Source organism: Streptomyces sp. NPDC001709 (assembly GCF_053596375.1).
The window spans coordinates 21,844-39,111 of the sequence record NZ_JBSFGB010000043.1; the positions used below are offsets into that span (position 1 = coordinate 21,844).

Here is a 17,268-nt window from a genome sequence, read left to right on the forward strand (position 1 = left end):
CCCGCGGAAGCAGCGAAAGAAGCGAAAGAAGGTGGTGAAAGTGTTCGACGTCGACAGATATCTCGAGCGGATCGGCTGCGCCGGAGAAACCGGTGTGGACATCGCGACGTTGCGGAAGCTGCACAAGAAACACCTGATGGCGATTCCGTACAACGGCGCCACCCAGGATTTCGGCGACGGCGTGCGCCTTGTCGACCTCGACGAGGACGCCACATTCGAAACGAGTGTCGTCCAGGGACGCGGCGGCACGTGCTTCCAGCTGAACCGGCTGTTCGCCAGGCTGCTGACGGAGCTGGGCTACGACGTCACCGTGCTGGCGGCCAGCACCGCCGAGGGGTGGGAGGCATCCGGGATCGACGTGGAGCACATGTTCAACCTCGTCGCTCTCGACGGCGACGAGTGGCTCGTCGACGTCGGCTATCCCGGACCCTCCTACATCGAGCCGCTGCTGGTCGGCGATGGGGTACAGAGCCAGTACGGATGCCAGTACCGCCTGGTCGACCGCGGGTCGAGGATCGCTCTACAGCGCCGCGGCAGGATCACCCGGTGGAGCGTCGTCTACACCTTCACGACGCATCCCCGGGCATGGAGCGACTGGAAGGACATGGAGGACTTCCTCGTCCGGGAAATCGCCGCGGAAACCGGACCGCAGGACGGCCGGAAGATCCTCTGCGGCCGGACTTTCGAGAACGGTCAGGTCGTCCTGAAAGGACGACGGCATCTGACGGTCCGTGACGGTCGCGAGGAGATACGCACCATCACGGGCGACGACGAGCACGAGCAGCTGGTCTCCCACCTGCTCTCGGACGAATTCAAGTGAATCGCGCTCCGATCACCCAGCGCGCCGGTCAAACGAATGGGCACCAGGAAGGGAAGACGATGGCGAAGGAAACAGCCGATGTGGTCGTGATCGGCGCGGGGCCGGCCGGTGCGGTCAGCGCCTTCGTGCTCGCCAAGCAGGGGCACTCCGTGGTGCTCCTGGAGAAGGAGACCGACCCACGATTCCACATCGGTGAGTCCCTGCTGCCGTACATGATGGGCCTGTTCGAGCGGATCGGTCTGCGGGAGGTGGTGGAGGCCCAGGGCTATGTGCGCAAGTTCGGCGGCGAGTTCATCGACCCGACCGAGAAGAAGTTCTTCGAAGGTGTCTTCCGCGCGGACTTCACCAAGCAGGGCGAGGGCCGGCACGACAACGCGTTCCAGGTCGAGCGGCGCCGGTTCGACCGGATGCTCGCCGAGCAGGCCGCGGCCGCCGGTGCGAAGGTCGTCTTCGGCGCGAACGTGAACGACCTGCTGATGGACGGTGACCGCATGGTCGGCGTCCGCTACCAGGCCGATGGCGAGTCGCACGAGGTGCGCTCCACCTACGTGATCGACGCCAGTGGCCGCCAGGGCAAGATCGCGCACCGCTTCGGGCTGCGCAAGACGCTGGAGAAGCTCCGCATGGTCGCGGTGTTCCGGCACTACTCCGGGCTCGACGAGCGCCACAACCTCGGTGTCGAGGGCGACATCCAGGTCGGTGCGCACGACGACGGCTGGGTGTGGGCCATTCCGCTGACCAAGGACACCATCAGCGTGGGCACGGTCATGCCGCGCGATGTGCTGCGCGCGTCGACTCCGGAGAAGGTGTTCGAGGAGCACGTGGCCCGGGTGCCGCGCATCGTCTCGCGCCTGACCGGCACGCAGCCCGCCATGGACTTCAAGATCGAGACCGACTACTGCTACCACACGGACACCGTCACCGGTCCCGGCTGGCTCATGGTCGGCGACGCCGGCTGCTTCGGCGACCCCATGTTCTCCGGCGGCGTCCTCGTGGCCACGGCCACCGCCGTCCGCGCGGCCGAGACCCTCGGCGAGGCGCTGGCCGACCCGTCGGCCGAGGAGCGCCTGCTCGACCGGTACGCCAACTACTTCAAGACCGGCTACGACACCTACATCCGGCTCATCCACGCCTACTACGACGGCGAGCTGGTCGCCATGGCCGCCGACGCCGCGCGCTCCACCGACCGGGACACGCTGGAGAAGTACCTCGTCCGGCTCATCGGCGGCGACTTCTGGAGCGAGCACAACTCGGTGGCCCAGGAGATGCGGCGCCGCAAGGAGTGGGACACCTTCGAGCCGTTCCAGCGCGTCTACGGCTGCCCTTCCTATCCGCACCTGGACGAGGCCGACCGCAAGGAGCGGTCCGAGTCACGTGTCCGCCGGGTGACGGTGGGCCGGTAGAGACGTCATGGCATCCGTTCCGCTGCGACTGAGAGATCATGCGTACGACGTGCTCATCGGCCCCGGCGTACGTACGTCCCTTGCCGAGGTCGTCGGGCGGCTCGGCGCCGCGCGGGCCGTCGTCGTGTCGGCCCGCCCGGAGGCATGGGTGCCGGACACCGGTGTGGAGACGCTGCTGATTCCGGCACGCGACGGAGAGCAGGACAAGACACTCACCACGGTGGAGACGCTGTTGGGCGAGTTCGTGCGCTTCGGACTCACCCGGTCCGACGTCGTCGTCTCCTGCGGCGGCGGAACGACCACCGACGTGGTCGGCCTCGCCGCCGCTCTCTACCACCGCGGCGTCGCCGTGGTGCATCTGCCCACGTCGCTGCTGGCCCAGGTGGACGCGAGCGTCGGCGGGAAGACGGCGGTGAACCTGCCGGCCGGCAAGAACCTGGCCGGCGCGTACTGGCAGCCGAGCGCGGTCCTGTGCGACACGGACTACCTGTCCACCCTGCCGCGGCGCGAGATGCTCAACGGCTACGGCGAACTCGCCCGCTGCCACTTCATCGGCGCGCCGAACCTGCGCACGCTGCCGCTGGCCGACCAGATCACCGCCAGCGTGGCCCTCAAGGCCCGCATCGTCGAAGCCGACGAGCGGGATTCCGGGCCGCGGCACATCCTCAACTACGGCCACACGCTGGGCCACGCGCTGGAGAAGGCGACCGGCTTCGCTCTGCGCCACGGCGAGGCGGTGGCCATCGGCACGGTCTTCGCGGGCCGCCTCGCCGGCGCCCTCGGCCGCATCGACCAGGCACGCGTCGCCGAGCACGAGGACGTCGTCCACTCCTACGGCCTGCCCACCGCACTTCCCGCCGAGACCACCGCCGAGACCCTCATAGGGCTGATGCGCCACGACAAGAAGGCCATCCACGGCCTCACCTTCGTCCTCGACGGACCCAAAGGCGCCGAGCTGGTCACCGACATCCCACCCGAGACGGTCACCCGCACCCTCACCGGGATGCCCCGCACCCCACTGTCCGACCTCGTCGCCCCCACCCCGACCCACACGACGCTCTCATGAAACAGCTCCAGTGGCCGACCGGCACGGACGAGTGGGCCGACACGGACGACTGGGCCGGTACCGGTATGCAGGCCAGTGCCGGCAGAGCCGGTGGTGCCGATCGGGCGGTCCGGCGGTTGCTCGGTGGGAGGTTGATCGACGCGTTGGCGCGGCCCGCCGCGCAGCAGCCCGGGTGGCCGGAGCCGGGAAGGGCTCGGGAGGTTGTGGCGTTGCTGCGGCGGGCCGCGCCGATCGTGACGCCGCAGGAGACGGCACGACTGCGCGGTGAACTCGCCGCGGTCGCCCGCGGCGAGGCGTTCCTCCTGCAGGGCGGCGACTGCGCCGAGTCCTTCGCCGAGAACACCGGAGCCCACCAGCGCGCCAATCTGCGCACGCTGGCCCGGATGGCCGACATCCTCACCAGCCGCACCGCCGTGCCCGTCGTCACCGTTGCCCGGATGGCCGGCCAGTACGCCAAGCCGCGCTCCCGCGCCGTGGACGACCAGGGGCTGCCCGCGTACCGCGGCGACATGGTCAACTCCGCCGAGCCCACGCGTGCCGCCCGGACGCCCGATCCCGGCCGCATGCTGCGCGTCCACGCCGCCGCCGCGGACACGATGGCGCTGGTCCGTCGTACGAGAGCGGCGGGCGGCGCCATCTACGTCAGCCATGAGGCGCTGGTGCTCGACTACGAGCAGTCCTCGCTGCGCGTGGACACCAGCGGGCCCGAACCGCGCCTGTCCAGCGGCCTCGGACACTTCCTGTGGATCGGCGAGCGCACGCGCCAACTCGACGGCGCGCACATCGCGTTCGCGCGGCTGCTGGCCAACCCGATCGGCCTCAAGATCGGCCCCGGCACCACTCCGGAACAGGCCCTCGCCTACGTACGCCGGCTCGACCCGCACGCCGAACCCGGACGGCTCACGCTGATCAGCCGCATGGGCCGCACCCGGGTCCGCGACGTGCTGCCGCCGATCGTGGAGCAGGTCACCGCCTCGGGCCACCAGGTGATCTGGCAGTGCGATCCGATGCACGGCAACACCTACACCTCGGCGAGCGGACACAAGACCCGGAACTGGGCCGCGATAGCCGACGAGATCGCCGGATTCTTCGAAGTGCACCGAGCGCTGCGCACCCATCCCGGCGGTATCCATCTCGAGGTCACCGGCGAGCACGTCACGGAATGCGTCGGCGGCACCGCCGGACCGGCGGAGGCCGACCTGCCCACCCGCTACCGCACGGCCTGCGACCCACGCCTCAACGCCGACCAGGCCCAGGAACTCGCCCATTTCGTCGGCGAGTTGGTGGCCGCCGGCCTCAGCGACCCGAAGGACAGGCTGCGATGAGCGAACGACCTCCCGGCACACCCATCCGAGGCACCACACGTCTGTACGCCGTCCTCGGTGACCCCGTCGCCCAGGTCCAGGCGCCCACGCTGATGAACCCGGTCCTCGCCGAGCTCGGCCGCGACGCCGTGGTCGTCCCGGTGCACGCCCGCCCGCAGCACCTGGAGACCGTCGTGCGCGGCCTGCAGCGGATGGAGAACCTCGACGGCATGTTCGTCACCGTGCCGCACAAGGTGGCCGTCCGCCGCCTCGCCGACCGGTGCGCGACGACCGTGGACATCGTCGGCAGCGCGAACGTACTGCGCCGCGAGCCCGACGGCAGCTGGCTCGCGGAGAACTTCGACGGCTCGGGCTTCGTGGCGGGCCTCGTCAAGGCCGGACACACACCGGAAGGCAGGAGGGCGGCGCTCGTCGGCGCGGGCGGTGCGGGCAGCGCCATCGCCGCGGCGCTCCTCGCGGCAGGCGTCGACCGGCTCTGCCTGTACGACACGGACACCGTGAAGCTCACCGAACTGGCGGCCCGGCTCGACGGGCACTGGCCGGGCCGGGTGCACACGCTGAGCGGACCGCACCTGAGCGACACCGACATCGCGGTGAACGCCACACCGCTCGGGCTGCGCGCCGACGATCCGCTGCCGTTCCCGCCGGCCGCGCTGCCGCCGGGCTGCGTCGTCGCCGACATCATCATGAAGCCCCGCGAGACACGGCTCCTGCGCGAGGCCGCCGCACGAGGACACCGCATCCATCACGGCATTCACATGCTCGAAGGGCAACTGAATTCCTATCGGGACTTCTTCGACCTTCGGTGAACACCGCCGAACAATCCTGGATCACATCCAATTCCTGGGAGAATCATGAACGTGCGACAGGCGCCGGAATTCCCCGAGTGGCCGCAGTACGACGAACAGGAGCGTGAAGGCCTCATCCGGGCGCTCGAGCAGGGCCAGTGGTGGCGGATGGGCGGAACCGAAGTCGACACCTTCGAGCGGGAGTTCGCCGAACTCCACGGTGCTCCGCACGCGCTCGCCGTCACCAACGGAACCCACGCGCTCGAACTCGCCCTGCAGTGCATGGGAGTCGGCCCGGGCAGCGAAGTCATCGTGCCGGCCTTCACCTTCATCTCCTCGTCGCAGGCCGCGCAGCGGCTCGGCGCGGTCGCGGTCCCGGTGGACGTCGAGCCGCACACCTACAACATCGACGTGGCGGCGGCCGCGGCGGCCGTGACGCCGCGCACCCGCGCCATCATGCCCGTGCACATGGCGGGCTTCCTCGCCGACATGGACGCACTGGCCAAGCTCTCCGCCGACACAGGCGTCCCGCTGCTCCAGGACGCCGCACACGCCCACGCCGCCCGCTGGCGCGGAAAGCGCGTCGGCGAGCTCGGCACGGTCGCTGCGTTCAGCTTCCAGAACGGCAAGCTGATGACCGCGGGCGAAGGCGGCGCCGTCCTGTTCCCGGACGCGGAGACCTACGAGACGGCGTTCCTGCGCCACAGCTGCGGACGGCCCCGCACCGACCGCCGCTACCTGCACCAGATCGCCGGCACCAACCTGCGGCTCAACGAGTTCTCCGCAGCGGTCCTGCGGGCCCAGCTCGGCCGCCTGGAACAGCAGATCACGACCCGTCAGCAGCGCTGGGCCACGCTCTCGCCGCTGCTCGACGCCATCGACGGCGTCGTCCCGCAGCGCGCCGACGAGCGCACCGACTTCCCGTCGCACTACATGGCCATGTTCCGCGTTCCCGGCATCGGCGAGGACGAGCGCAACATCCTGGTCGACCGGCTCGTCGCGGCCGGCATACCGGCGTTCGCGGCCTTCCGCGCGATCTACCGCACCGACGCCTTCTGGGAGTTCGGCGCGCCCGACGAGACACCGGACCAGATCGCCGAGCGCTGCCCGAACACCGACGCCATCAGCCGTGACTGCGTCTGGCTGCACCACCGCGTGCTGCTCGCCGGCGAGCAGGACATGCACCGCACCGCCGAGATCATCGCGGACACCGTGGCCGGCATATGAGCGTCAAGACAGCCGTCGTCGGGCTCGGCTGGGCGGGTCGGGAGCTGTGGCTGCCCCGGCTGACCGAGCACCCGGACTTCGACGTGGTCTGCGTCGTCGACCCCGCGCCGACCGCGCGAGTCGCACTCGACGCGACACCGGACATACCCGTGCACCGGTCGGTGGACGCGCTCACCGCCCGCACGGTCGACCTCGCCGTCGTCGCCGTACCCAACCACCTGCACGCCGAGGTCGCCGCGAGCCTGCTCGGCAGGGGCATTCCCGTCTTCCTGGAGAAGCCGGTGTGCCTGACCTCCGACGAGGCCGGCACGCTGGCCGCCGCCGAACGAGCCGGCGGCGCCACACTGCTCGCCGGCAGCGCCGCACCGCACCGCGCCGACGTGGCCGCCCTGGCGCGTGTCCTGCCGGAGCTCGGCCGCATCCGTCATGTCGACCTGTCCTGGGTGCGGGCGCGCGGCATTCCGCAGGCCGGCGGCTGGTTCACGCAGCGCAGCAAGGCCGGCGGCGGCGTTCTGTTCGACCTCGGCTGGCATCTCCTCGACACGCTCGCCGCCCTGCTCGGCCCGGCCCGCTTCACCCAGGTCGTCGGCGTGACCTCGAACGACTTCGTCGCCACCGGCGCCTGGAGCGCGGCCTGGCGGCAGGACGAGCCGGCCGCCGGCGGCGCCGGTGACGTCGAGGACACCGCGCGGGGCTTCTTCGTACGCGACGACGGCGTCTCGGTCGGCCTGAGCGCCGGCTGGGCCTCGCACGAGGCCCGTGACGTGACCCGGATCAAGGTGACGGGCAGTGCCGCGACCGCCGAACTGAGCTGCACCTTCGGCTTCAGCCCCAACCGCGACCCGTACTCCCGGCTGACGCTGACCCGCGAAGGCACCACGACATCCCTGCCGGTACCGGACGAGCCCATCGGCACCGAGTACCGGCGCCAACTGGACTCTCTCGCCGCCGCCCTGGCCGACCCGGGCCGACGCGACAGGGCCGTGAGCGAGGCCCGCACGACGGTCCGCCTCATCGAGGACTTCTACGCGTCGGCTCGTCGCGCACACGAGCACACCGCCGTGCTCGCCCATCACTAGGAGGTGAAGAAGCCGGTGACACCACCAGTTTCGACTCAGCGAGCCGGCGTTCCGCTCCGGCCGGCGACGTCGACACAGACGCTCCAGCCGGTCAGACGCGCCGTGATCTTCGACCTGGACGGCGTCCTCGTCGACAGCTTCGCGGTGATGTACGAGGCGTTCGCCATCGCGTACAAGGAGGTCGTCGGCGACGGTCCGGCGCCGTTCGACGAGTACCGGCGCCACCTGGGACGCTACTTCCCGGACATCATGCGGATCATGGGCCTGCCGCTGGAGATGGAGGAGCCGTTCGTCCGCGAGAGCTACCGGCTCGCCTCGCAAGTGCCGGTCTTCGACGGCGTCGTGGAGCTGCTCACCACGCTGCGGGTGCGCGGACTCAGGCTCGCCGTGGCCACCGGCAAGAGCGGGCAGCGGGCGCGCTCGCTGCTCGGCGGTCTTGGGCTGCTGCCGTTCTTCGACCATGTGATCGGCTCGGACGAGGTCGCCCGTCCGAAGCCGGCCCCGGACATCGTGGAGCACGCACTGCACCTGCTGGGCCTCCCACCGCAGGAGGCCATCATGGTCGGTGACGCGCCGACCGACATCGCCAGTGCACAGGGCGCCGGGGTGACCTCGGCGGGCGCGCTGTGGGCGCTGTCCGAGACCGGCGAACTGCTCGCCGCCGAGCCGGCCGTCGTCCTCGAGCGTCCGACCGACCTGCTGGACCTGTGCCCGTCCGTGCCCGGTAACTGAGGATCGGCCGGACGGCATGGAGAGGACCCATCACCTCGGTGTCGACATCGGCGGCACCAAGGTCGCGATGCGCGTGGAGGCCGCCGGCGGGCAGTGCGTGGCCGAGTCCGTCTTCGCCTGGCGGCCACGGCACAGTGCCGACCGCGATCTGGCACAACTGGCGGAGAGTGTGGGCGAGTTGCTCACGCGGCTGAGCACACCCCCGAGAGCCGTCGGCGTCGCGATGCCGGCGACCGTCGGATCCGACGAACGGGTCACCGCCTGGCCGAGCCGGCCCGAATGGGCCGGCACGGACCTGGGCGCGGCACTGCGCTCCCTGTTTCCCGGCGCCGCCGTCGCCTGGGCCGACGACGGCGACCTCGGCGCCCTCGCCGAGGCACGGGCCGCCGGCTGCGCGGACCTCCTCTACCTCGGAGTCGGAACGGGCATCGGCGGCGGCCTCGTACTGCGCGGCGAACTGTGCCCGGGCCCCGGGCGCGGATCCTTCGAGATCGGACACACGGTCGTCGAGCTGGACGGTCCGCCGTGCGTGTGCGGACGCCGCGGCTGCCTCCAGGCGATCGCCTCCGGCCCGGCCACGCTGCGCCGCGCGGCCCGCATCAGGCGCGCCGACGTCACCTTCGACGCACTGCGACAGGCCTGGCTGGACGGACAGCCCTGGGCCGTCACCGCGCTCGACCGCACCTGCCGCGCGCTGGCCGCCGCCGCGGTCGGCGTCCAGGAACTGCTCCACCCACAACTCCTGCTGCTCGGCGGCGGCTTCGCGAACGCCCTCCCAGGCCTCGACACCCTCCTCTCCACGCACCTCACCACCCTGACCCGCCCCGGCCAACCCCAACTCCCCGTCGAACTCGCCTCACTTGGTGGCCTGTCCTCCCTCCACGGCGCCATCGCCCTGGCCCAACAGATCCACCCCACCTGCTGATCCGCCGCCCCCACCGGAACACGTCCGGTGTCGTCGGACGGTCCGCCTCGTTCAGGTCGTTCGGTGTGGGCCGCCCACCGGTACTGGTGCGTTCAGGCCCGTGTGGAGGGCGTCGATCAGGGCGGCGGTGTCGGCGGGGCCGTTGGCGGTGCCGAAGATGTGGTAGTCCGGGCGGACGAGGACGGCGGTGGCGCGGTGGTCGGCCAGGTAGGCCCGGTAGACGCCGTCCGTGTCGATCACGTCGGTCAGGCCCGCAGCGGTGTCCTCGGCCGTACCGGGCGGCAGGAGGCGCACCATATGGGTGCCGAGAGCGGCGAGGAAGGAGCAGCGGTCCTCGCCGAGCGCGGAGCGCGGATCGTCCGTGCTGAGCAGGACGAACCCGCGGCCCACGACCTCGTCGAACAGGCCCGTACCGCCACGCGCGCTCACCCGCGCCTGCGGCACCACCGCGCCGGCCGGGTCCGCTGTCGGTTGGCGCAGCAGCCCAGCCGACAGCGGCTTCGCCGGTTCCGGCGCGCCCGGTGCCGTACGACCGCGCCGGCCCGCGAGGACCGTCGCGTCGCGCTCCTCGGCGGCCTCCGGATCCGTCACGCAGATCACCCGGCCCAGCTGCACCGACGACAGGATCGACTCCTTCACGTGCTGCCGGCGCTCCTCCGCGTACGTGTCGAGGAGCGAGGCGTCGGCCAGGCCGCGCAGCGTCAGATCCAGCTTCCACGCCAGATTCGCCGCGTCCCGGATCCCGGAGCACATGCCCTGTCCGGCGAACGGCGGCATCAGATGCGCCGCGTCACCGGCGAGCAGCACACGTCCCGCCCGCCACTCCTCGGCCCACATGGCCCGGAATATATAGGTGGTGCTGCGCAGCAGCGTGGCGGTGTCCGGAGTGACACCGTACGGCCGAAGCAGCCGCCAGGCCGTCTCCTCCTTGTTCAGCTCGGCACTGCTCTCGCCCGGCAGCCGCATGAACTCCCAACGACGGTGTCCCGGCCCGCTGCCCACCAGCGTCGTGGGCCGCGCCGGGTCGCAGATCTGGACGTTGGTCGGCGTGAACTCGCGCGGCTCGCGCAGCTCGACGTCGCACAGCAGCCACTCGTAGGAGAACCCGAGATCGGTCGTCGCGACGCCGAGATGCTCGCGCACGAAACTGTTGGCACCGTCGCAGCCGACCACCCAGCGTGCGACGACCGTACGGGTCGCCGCGTCGTCGCCCTCGACGGTCAGTGTCACCCGCTCGTCGTGCTCGTTGATGTCCACGACCCGGTGTCCGCGCAGCACAGTGATGCCGGGCAGCGACGCCGCACGGGCCGCGAGCAGTTCCTCCAGGGCCGGCTGGTGCATGGTGTTGGCGTCCGGCCAGCCGTAGCGTCCGGCCGGTGAGAAGGCGATGTCCAGCAGCGTCTGTCCCGCCGCCGTACGCCACTGGTAGCCGGTCGCCGGCTCCGTGATCCCGCCGATCCGGTCACCGATCCCGGTGGCCGCGAGCAGCCGCGCCGTCTCTCCGTCGAAGCTGGTCGCCCGCGGCAGCAGATACGGCCGTGGACGGCGCTCGAGGACGGTGACGCGCAGGCCGCGCTGGGCGAGCAGCACCGAAAGCGCGGCGCCGATCGGCCCGTTGCCGACGATGGCCACGTCCGTGTCCGGCGGAGACTCGTGCAGGTCGTGCGGGCGCATGGTGGACATCGTCAATCCCTACTCGCAACGTGTCGGAAAAACCGCGAGAAAGAGGCGTGTGGAAAAGCGAACCCCGAACCCCTGGGTATTCGGCGACATTAGCACCCGATGGTTCTCGGCGGAGCCCCGTGCGCGGTGGCCTATCAGGTCGAGGGATGCCCGGTCCACCGTGCCGGTCCTACTGTGTGGAACAGCCATGCACATCGCGGCACGGAAACGGAACTTTGTCCTCGACCGGTGGTCAAGCGGCGATCGAGGGAAATTCCGGCCGGAATTCCGCAGAGCAGGAGAGGGAGACGTATGACCGTCACCGCCGAGACCACGGCCGAACCGGTCGAGCTGCTCTCGCCGGAGCTGGTGGCCGACCCGTTCGCCGGATACGCACGGCTGCGCGAGCAGGCACCGACGCTCGTCGGCACGATGCTGGGCGGGCGGCCGATGTGGCTGGTCACCCGCTACGACGACGTACGCCGGGTGCTCACCGACCCGACGTTCCTCAACAACCCGGCGTCGGTGCCGAACGCGCCCGCCGTGCGCACCACGATCATGAAGCAGCTGAACATCCCGTCCGACCTCGTCGACTACCTCGACGACAAGCTCATGCAGATCGACGGCGACCACCATCGCCGGCTGCGCGGCCTGGTCTCGCGGGCCTTCACCGCACGCCGGGTCGCCGGACTGCGACCGCGGGTCGAGAAGATCACCGCGGAGCTGCTCGACCGGCTGGCCGAGCAGGGACGCGACGGCACACCGGTCGACCTCATGGAGTCGTTCTGCTATCCGCTGCCGTTCACCGTGATCTGCGAACTGGTCGGCATCGACGAGGCCGACCGCGAGCCGTGGTACGAGTGGGGCACATGCCTCGGGTCGCCGACGGAGCACCGTGAGCGCATCCCGGCCGTCATGCGCGAGTGCGTCGACCACATGCTCGAAGTGATCGCGTGCCGCCGCGCCGAACCGCGCGACGACCTGATCACCGCACTCGTACAGGCCCAGGAGGACGACGGCGACCGCCTGACCGAACGGGAAATGGTCACGCTGGTCTTCACGTTGGTGATCACCGGGCACGAGACGACGACGCAGCTGCTCGCCACCTCCGTCCTCGGCCTGCTGGACCATCCCGACCAGCTCGCGCTGCTGCGCGAGGATCCGTCCCGCTGGCCGCAGGCGGTGCACGAACTCATGCGCCTGGGACCCACGCAGTGGGGCGTGCCGCGGTATCCGTCGCAGGACGTCGAGCTGGGCGGCACGACGATTCCGGCCGGCTCCACGATCCTGCCGCTGATCCTGCCCGCGAACACCGACCCGCGTCAGTTCGAGGACCCCGAGCGCCTCGACATCGGCCGAGACCACGGAGGCGGCGAACGCCATCTCGGGTTCGGACGCGGAGCGCACTACTGCCTCGGCAGGCCGCTCGCCCTGCAGGAGGCGGAGGTGGCGCTGCACGCGCTGTTCACCCGGTTCCCGGACCTGTCCCTCGCGGTCGAGCGCGAGCAGATCCCCTGGGTGCTGCGGCCCGGTGTCACCCGGGTCGAGCGGCTCCCGCTGCGACTCGGCTGAGCCCGATGGACCGTTCGACTGGACCTTTCGACACAGACAGGACTTCGCCGATGACCGACACCAACACCTGGGTGGCCGAGGAATACGTGAAGGTGAACTCGCCTCACGTCAAGACGGCACTGGCCGCGCTCGCGCTCGCGGGCGACGCGCTGGAACGCGGCGGCGCCTTCGCCGAGATCGGCTGCGGCGCCGGTGAGATCGCGCGCACCGTCGCGGAACGCGGCTTCGAGGTCTGGGCCAGCGACGCGTCACCGTCCATGGTGGACACCACCCGGCAGCTGTGCGCCGGACTCCCGGTGCACACCGAGGTCCGCACGGTCGAGGAACTTCGGCTGCCGCAGGGCCGGTTCGACGTCGTCCACTCCTCCTGGGTGCTGCACTGGGTGTCCGAGGCGCATGAGCCGCTGCGCCGCATGGCCCGCGCGCTGCGTCCGGGCGGCCACCTCGTGCTGCAGTGGACGGGCGCCCAGCCGCGCAGCGAGGGCACCGGCCTGTTCGGGATCCTGCGCGAGATCGCGGACAGCCCGAAGTGGCAGGACCTGTTCGCCGCCGCACCGCCGGCGATGCGCGACTACCCGGCCGACGACGTGGCCGACCTGCTCAAGGACGCCGGCCTCGAACTCACCCACTACGAGCCCGAACTTCCGCACCCGTTCAGCAGGAAGAAGGGCACGGCACCGACTGCCGGGGAACTCGCCGAGATGCGCACGCGGTTCCGGCGCACCTGGTTCGCCTCCCAGGCCGAGATCCTCGGCGACCGCGTCGACGAATTCCTGGACGAGGCGCTCGGAACGCTGGTCGAGGCCGGCAAGACCGACCCGCACCACGCCCGCATCGTCGCCCGCCGTCCCCTCTGAGCCGACACCGCTTCGGGCCCGGCGCCCTTGCCCGGGCCCGCTTTCCCGTACGTACGGCGTACGGCCGGTGGAAGCGCCGGTCAGCCGGCGACGGAGAGCGCCTGCGCCGGACACAGGTCGACCGCCTCGCCGGCCGCCGACAGGAGCGCGTCCTCGGGCTCGGCATCCAGGACGACGACCACGCCGTCGTCCTCGCCCTGGTCGAACAACTCCGGCGCGATGCGCACACACTGACCCGCGCCGACGCACTTTTCGGTGTCCGCGACTATTTTCATGGTGATCGCCCCCTACGGGTGAACGGCAGGCCGCCGGTCATGATGCCGGAGACGTACGAAATCGATGGCACCGCTCCAGCGGAATTGATGGCGTCGCTCCAGCGAAATTCAAGACCGCAAGGCCACGGTAATGGCCTATCAGGTCGAGGGATACCGGCCCCGGGGCACCGTTCCTAGCCTGTGGAAGGACTTTTCCTGAAAGGAATTTCTGGCCGTGCCTCACACACCGGAGCAATTCGGAACATGGGTCCGCCGATTCCACCCGGCGTCGGACAGCAGTGTCCGCCTCGTGTGCCTGCCGCACGCCGGCGGGTCCGCGAGCTTCTACTTTCCGCTGTCCAGGGCGGTCACGCCCGAGGTGGACGTCCTGGCGGTGCAGTACCCGGGTCGGCAGGACCGACGCCACGAGCCGGCCTTCGCCGGCCTTCCGGAGCTGGCCGACCAGATCTTCGAGGTGATACGCCACCTCGACGACCGGCCACTGGCACTGTTCGGACACAGCATGGGCGCCGTCCTCGCCTACGAGGTCGCCCTGCGGATGCAGGACGCCGGGCTCGCCGCGCCGGTACGGCTCTTCGCCTCCGGCCGCCGGGCCCCGTCCCGCGACCGCTACGAACGGCTCCACCTGGGATCGGACGAGGAGCTCCTGACCGAGGTGCGCAAGCTCGGCGGTCCGCACGCGGCGCTGCTCTCCGATCCGGAAATGCTCGAAGTGGTCATGCCGGTGATCCGCGGCGACTACCGGGCCGTGGAGAACTACCGCTGCGCACCGGGCCGCACGCTCTCCTGCCCGGTGACCGTGCTCACCGGCGACAGCGACCCCAGGGTCTCCATCGACGAGGCGGCCGCCTGGGAGGAACACACCACCGGCCCGACGGAGCTGCAGGTGTTCCCGGGAGGCCACTTCTTCCTCGTCGACGAGATCGCACGCGTCAGCGGGCTCCTCGCGGACCGCCTGGCCCGCCGGAACGTCGGCGTACGCGACGAAGCCCGTGTCTGAGGTGACCGAGTTGAGCTCCGCACCCGTACCGACCATCGCCCATCACGCGCTGCTGGTGTTCCTGCTCCAGCTGGCCCTTCTGCTTCTGCTGACCCTGACCCTCGGACAGCTGGCCGCGCGGTACAAGATGCCCGCGATCGTCGGTGAACTGCTCGCCGGTGTCATCGTCGGCCCTTCCCTCCTCGGCCACCTGTGGCCGGCTCTCGCCGACTGGCTGCTGCCGAAGGACGCGGGCCAGCTGCATCTGCTCGACGCGGTGGGCCAGGTGGGCGTCGTGCTGCTCGTCGGCGTCACCGGCATGGAGCTGAAGTTCGACCTCGTCAGGCGGCGCCGGACCACCGCGGTCCGGGTCAGCCTGTGCGGGCTGGTGCTGCCGCTGGCGCTCGGCGTCGGCGTGGGCTACCTGCTGCCGTCCTCGCTCATGCCGGACCACACCAGCACGACCGTCTTCGCGCTGTTCCTCGGTGTCGCCATGTGTGTCACCGCGATCCCGGTGATCGCCAAGACCCTCATCGACATGGACCTGCTGCACCGCGACGTCGGACAGCTGACGCTGGCCGCCGGCGTGATCGACGACGTCGTCGGCTGGTTCCTGCTCTCCATCGTGTCGGCGATGGCGACGGCCGGGCTGAGCACCGGCACGATCACCACGGCCGTGCTCTATCCCGTCGGCACCGTACTGGCCGCCTGGCTGGTCGGCCGCCCGCTGGTGAAGGCGGCGCTGCGCGCGGCGAGCCGCTCCGCGTCACCGGCGCCGACGGTCGCGGTGGCGACGCTGATCGTGCTGCTCGGCGCGGCGGCGACCCAGGCGATGAACCTGGAGGCCGTCTTCGGCGCGTTCGTGTGCGGCGTGCTGATCGGCACCAGCGGCGAGCTGGACCGGGAGAAACTGGCTCCGCTGCGCACCACCGTCCTCGCCTTCCTCGCGCCGGTTTTCTTCGCCACGGCCGGCCTCCGCATGGACCTGACGGCGCTGGTCAGGCCCACCGTCCTGGCCACGGCCTGCGTGGTGCTGACGGTGGCGATCCTCGGCAAGTTCGCCGGTGCCTACGCCGGGGCGAAGATGAGCGGCCTCGGCCGCTTCGAAGGCCTCGCGCTCGGAGCCGGCATGAACTCGCGCGGCGTGATCGAGGTCGTCGTGGCGACGGTGGGCCTGCGACTCGGCGTCCTCGGCGCCGAGACGTACACCGTCATCATCCTCGTCGCGATCGTCACCTCGCTGATGGCACCGCCGATTCTGCGCTACGCCATGGCCCGGATCGACGAGAACGCCGAAGTGGAGCTGGGCCTGACCGGCCCGCAGCCCCGCGGCCTCCCGTCCCCGCCACCCGCCTCGGTGTGACAGCGCGGCCGGCCTGACCCGAGAGAAAGGCCCCTAGTGGGCCCTCGCGCCGGCGGCGCTCGGCACCTGGCTCCACGCCCGCGTCAGTTCCACCCGCGAGGCCACGTTCATCTTCCGGAAGATCTTCTTCAGATGGAAGGCCACGGTGTGACCGGAGATGAACAGCCGCTCTCCGACCTGCGAGTTGGTGAAGCCCTGGCTCACCAGATCGGCCACGGCGGCCTCCGTCGTGGTCAGGGCGCTCGCGTTCACGCAGTCCTGCCCGGCGTACTGCGGATAGCGGCCGCGCCGCACTCCGAGCGAGCGCAGCCGGCTCACCACCCTGCGCGCATCACGCGGAGCGGCGGCATCGGCGTAGCCGTCCGCCGCCGCTTCGAGTGCCTCGACGGCCCGTTCGCGCCCGGCGGGACGTACGGCGAAGAGCTTTCCGGCGTCCTCACGGGCCGACGCGGCGGCCCACGGGTCCAGATGCGCGGCGGCCGCGGCCTGGATCCGCTCCGGATTCAGCTCCAGCAGGCCGGCGGCGTGCGTCGCCGCCGCCACCACACAGCGAAGCCCGCGGTTGCGCGCCGCGAGCGCGCAGGCCACCGACACCACCCGCCCGGCGAGCGCCTCGTCGCCCATCTGCCGCGCGGCCCTGACGAGCCAGGCCGCGGCGGCGGGCTGTGACGCCAGCAGCTCCAGCAGCAACTGGTCGTCCATCACGATGCCCACGATGAGCTGCGCCGCGCTCGCCGCGCCGCCCTGCACCTCCAGAAGCTGAGCCGCCGCCCAGGCACACTGACTCGGCCGGTGAGCGGTCCGGCCGAGCAGCGCGCAGTCCCGCAGCTGATTGGCGAACTCCAAGCTCACGCTCATGTTGCCCTGCCGCAGCGCACTCAGCGCCAGCACGGTGTGCGCATCCGGCAGCAGGCGATGCAGGCCGGTCCGCTGCGCCTCGTCGGCGCCCTTGCCCGCCAGCTCGACGGCGGCGGCCACATCCCCCTTGGCGAACGCGAGATCCGCCGCACACAGCAGCGAGGCGACCACGAGGCTGCCGCCTGCCTCGGGCCGCGCCGCCGTCAGCTCGTCCAGATCGGCCAAGACCTGGGCCGCGGCGGACAGTTCGCCGACCCGGATCAGCAACGTGGCGAGCCACAGCCGTGCCGAACCCGCGCAGCCTGCGCTGTCCTCGGACACCGTCCGGCAGGCGGCC

16 protein-coding genes are annotated in these 17,268 nt (G+C 70.9%); 13 read left to right on the forward strand and 3 right to left on the reverse strand.

Annotation, left to right across the window (positions count from 1 at the left end; genetic code table 11):
• The first annotated feature begins 40 nt into the window (after positions 1–40).
• The 9 genes from ACWC0C_RS39840 (at position 41) to ACWC0C_RS39880 (ending at position 9,365) form a co-directional block, all read left to right on the forward strand.
• Positions 41–820 carry an arylamine N-acetyltransferase gene (locus tag ACWC0C_RS39840; protein ID WP_450869412.1) on the forward strand — a complete coding sequence of 260 codons (780 nt, stop codon included), beginning with the start codon at positions 41–43 and terminating at the stop codon, positions 818–820.
• A gap of 59 nt (positions 821–879) precedes the next feature.
• Positions 880–2,223 carry an NAD(P)/FAD-dependent oxidoreductase gene (locus ACWC0C_RS39845; RefSeq protein ID WP_450869414.1) on the forward strand — a complete coding sequence of 448 codons (1,344 nt, stop codon included), beginning with the start codon at positions 880–882 and terminating at the stop codon, positions 2,221–2,223.
• Between the two features lie 7 nt (positions 2,224–2,230).
• The gene (locus ACWC0C_RS39850; RefSeq protein ID WP_450869416.1) at positions 2,231–3,289 is read left to right on the forward strand and encodes a 3-dehydroquinate synthase family protein; all 1,059 of its coding nucleotides are present in this window, start codon (positions 2,231–2,233) and stop codon (positions 3,287–3,289) included.
• Positions 3,286–4,614: a 3-deoxy-7-phosphoheptulonate synthase gene (locus ACWC0C_RS39855; RefSeq protein WP_450869417.1), complete on the forward strand. Its 1,329-nt coding sequence runs from the start codon at positions 3,286–3,288 to the stop codon at positions 4,612–4,614. Before ACWC0C_RS39850 ends, ACWC0C_RS39855 begins: the two co-directional genes overlap by 4 nt.
• On the forward strand, positions 4,611–5,423 hold the full coding sequence (locus ACWC0C_RS39860) for a shikimate dehydrogenase family protein (RefSeq protein ID WP_450869419.1): 813 nt from the start codon (positions 4,611–4,613) through the stop codon (positions 5,421–5,423). Before ACWC0C_RS39855 ends, ACWC0C_RS39860 begins: the two co-directional genes overlap by 4 nt.
• Positions 5,424–5,468: 45 nt before the next feature.
• Positions 5,469–6,629 (forward strand): aminotransferase class I/II-fold pyridoxal phosphate-dependent enzyme, encoded by a 1,161-nt coding sequence (locus ACWC0C_RS39865; RefSeq protein ID WP_450869421.1) that lies wholly within the window; start codon positions 5,469–5,471, stop codon positions 6,627–6,629.
• The gene (locus ACWC0C_RS39870) at positions 6,626–7,708 is read left to right on the forward strand and encodes a Gfo/Idh/MocA family protein (RefSeq protein ID WP_450869423.1); all 1,083 of its coding nucleotides are present in this window, start codon (positions 6,626–6,628) and stop codon (positions 7,706–7,708) included. The genes ACWC0C_RS39865 and ACWC0C_RS39870 overlap by 4 nt, the downstream gene beginning before the upstream one ends.
• A 102-nt stretch (positions 7,709–7,810) precedes the next feature.
• A complete protein-coding gene (locus tag ACWC0C_RS39875; protein WP_450869425.1) occupies positions 7,811–8,440 on the forward strand; it encodes an HAD-IA family hydrolase in 630 nt (209 codons plus the stop codon).
• A gap of 16 nt (positions 8,441–8,456) precedes the next feature.
• Positions 8,457–9,365, forward strand: a complete 909-nt coding sequence (locus ACWC0C_RS39880; protein WP_450869426.1) for an ROK family protein — start codon at positions 8,457–8,459, stop codon at positions 9,363–9,365.
• A 51-nt stretch (positions 9,366–9,416) separates the two neighbouring features.
• Here ACWC0C_RS39880 and mhpA read toward each other — a convergent pair whose 3' ends face one another.
• Positions 9,417–11,048, reverse strand: coding sequence for a bifunctional 3-(3-hydroxy-phenyl)propionate/3-hydroxycinnamic acid hydroxylase MhpA (gene mhpA / locus ACWC0C_RS39885; protein ID WP_450869428.1), 1,632 nt, complete (start codon positions 11,046–11,048; stop codon positions 9,417–9,419).
• A 291-nt stretch (positions 11,049–11,339) separates the two neighbouring features.
• Between mhpA and ACWC0C_RS39890 the strand changes: the two genes are divergently transcribed.
• Complete coding sequence (locus tag ACWC0C_RS39890; RefSeq protein ID WP_449201569.1) at positions 11,340–12,599, forward strand: cytochrome P450 family protein; 1,260 nt, start codon at positions 11,340–11,342, stop codon at positions 12,597–12,599.
• A 50-nt stretch (positions 12,600–12,649) separates the two neighbouring features.
• The gene (locus tag ACWC0C_RS39895; protein ID WP_450869429.1) at positions 12,650–13,456 is read left to right on the forward strand and encodes a class I SAM-dependent methyltransferase; all 807 of its coding nucleotides are present in this window, start codon (positions 12,650–12,652) and stop codon (positions 13,454–13,456) included.
• Positions 13,457–13,536: 80 nt separating this feature from the next.
• On the opposite strand, the gene ACWC0C_RS39900 is transcribed toward ACWC0C_RS39895, so the two are convergent.
• On the reverse strand, positions 13,537–13,731 hold the full coding sequence (locus ACWC0C_RS39900) for a ferredoxin (protein ID WP_449201571.1): 195 nt from the start codon (positions 13,729–13,731) through the stop codon (positions 13,537–13,539).
• Positions 13,732–14,020: 289 nt separating this feature from the next.
• Between ACWC0C_RS39900 and ACWC0C_RS39905 the strand changes: the two genes are divergently transcribed.
• Both ACWC0C_RS39905 and ACWC0C_RS39910 read left to right on the forward strand, forming a co-directional pair.
• The gene (locus ACWC0C_RS39905; protein ID WP_450869430.1) at positions 14,021–14,731 is read left to right on the forward strand and encodes a thioesterase II family protein; all 711 of its coding nucleotides are present in this window, start codon (positions 14,021–14,023) and stop codon (positions 14,729–14,731) included.
• A 10-nt stretch (positions 14,732–14,741) separates the two neighbouring features.
• Positions 14,742–16,073 (forward strand): cation:proton antiporter, encoded by a 1,332-nt coding sequence (locus ACWC0C_RS39910; RefSeq protein ID WP_449201573.1) that lies wholly within the window; start codon positions 14,742–14,744, stop codon positions 16,071–16,073.
• A gap of 33 nt (positions 16,074–16,106) precedes the next feature.
• On the opposite strand, the gene ACWC0C_RS39915 is transcribed toward ACWC0C_RS39910, so the two are convergent.
• On the reverse strand, positions 16,107–17,252 hold the full coding sequence (locus ACWC0C_RS39915) for a helix-turn-helix transcriptional regulator (protein ID WP_450869432.1): 1,146 nt from the start codon (positions 17,250–17,252) through the stop codon (positions 16,107–16,109).
• Positions 17,253–17,268: the final 16 nt, after the last annotated feature.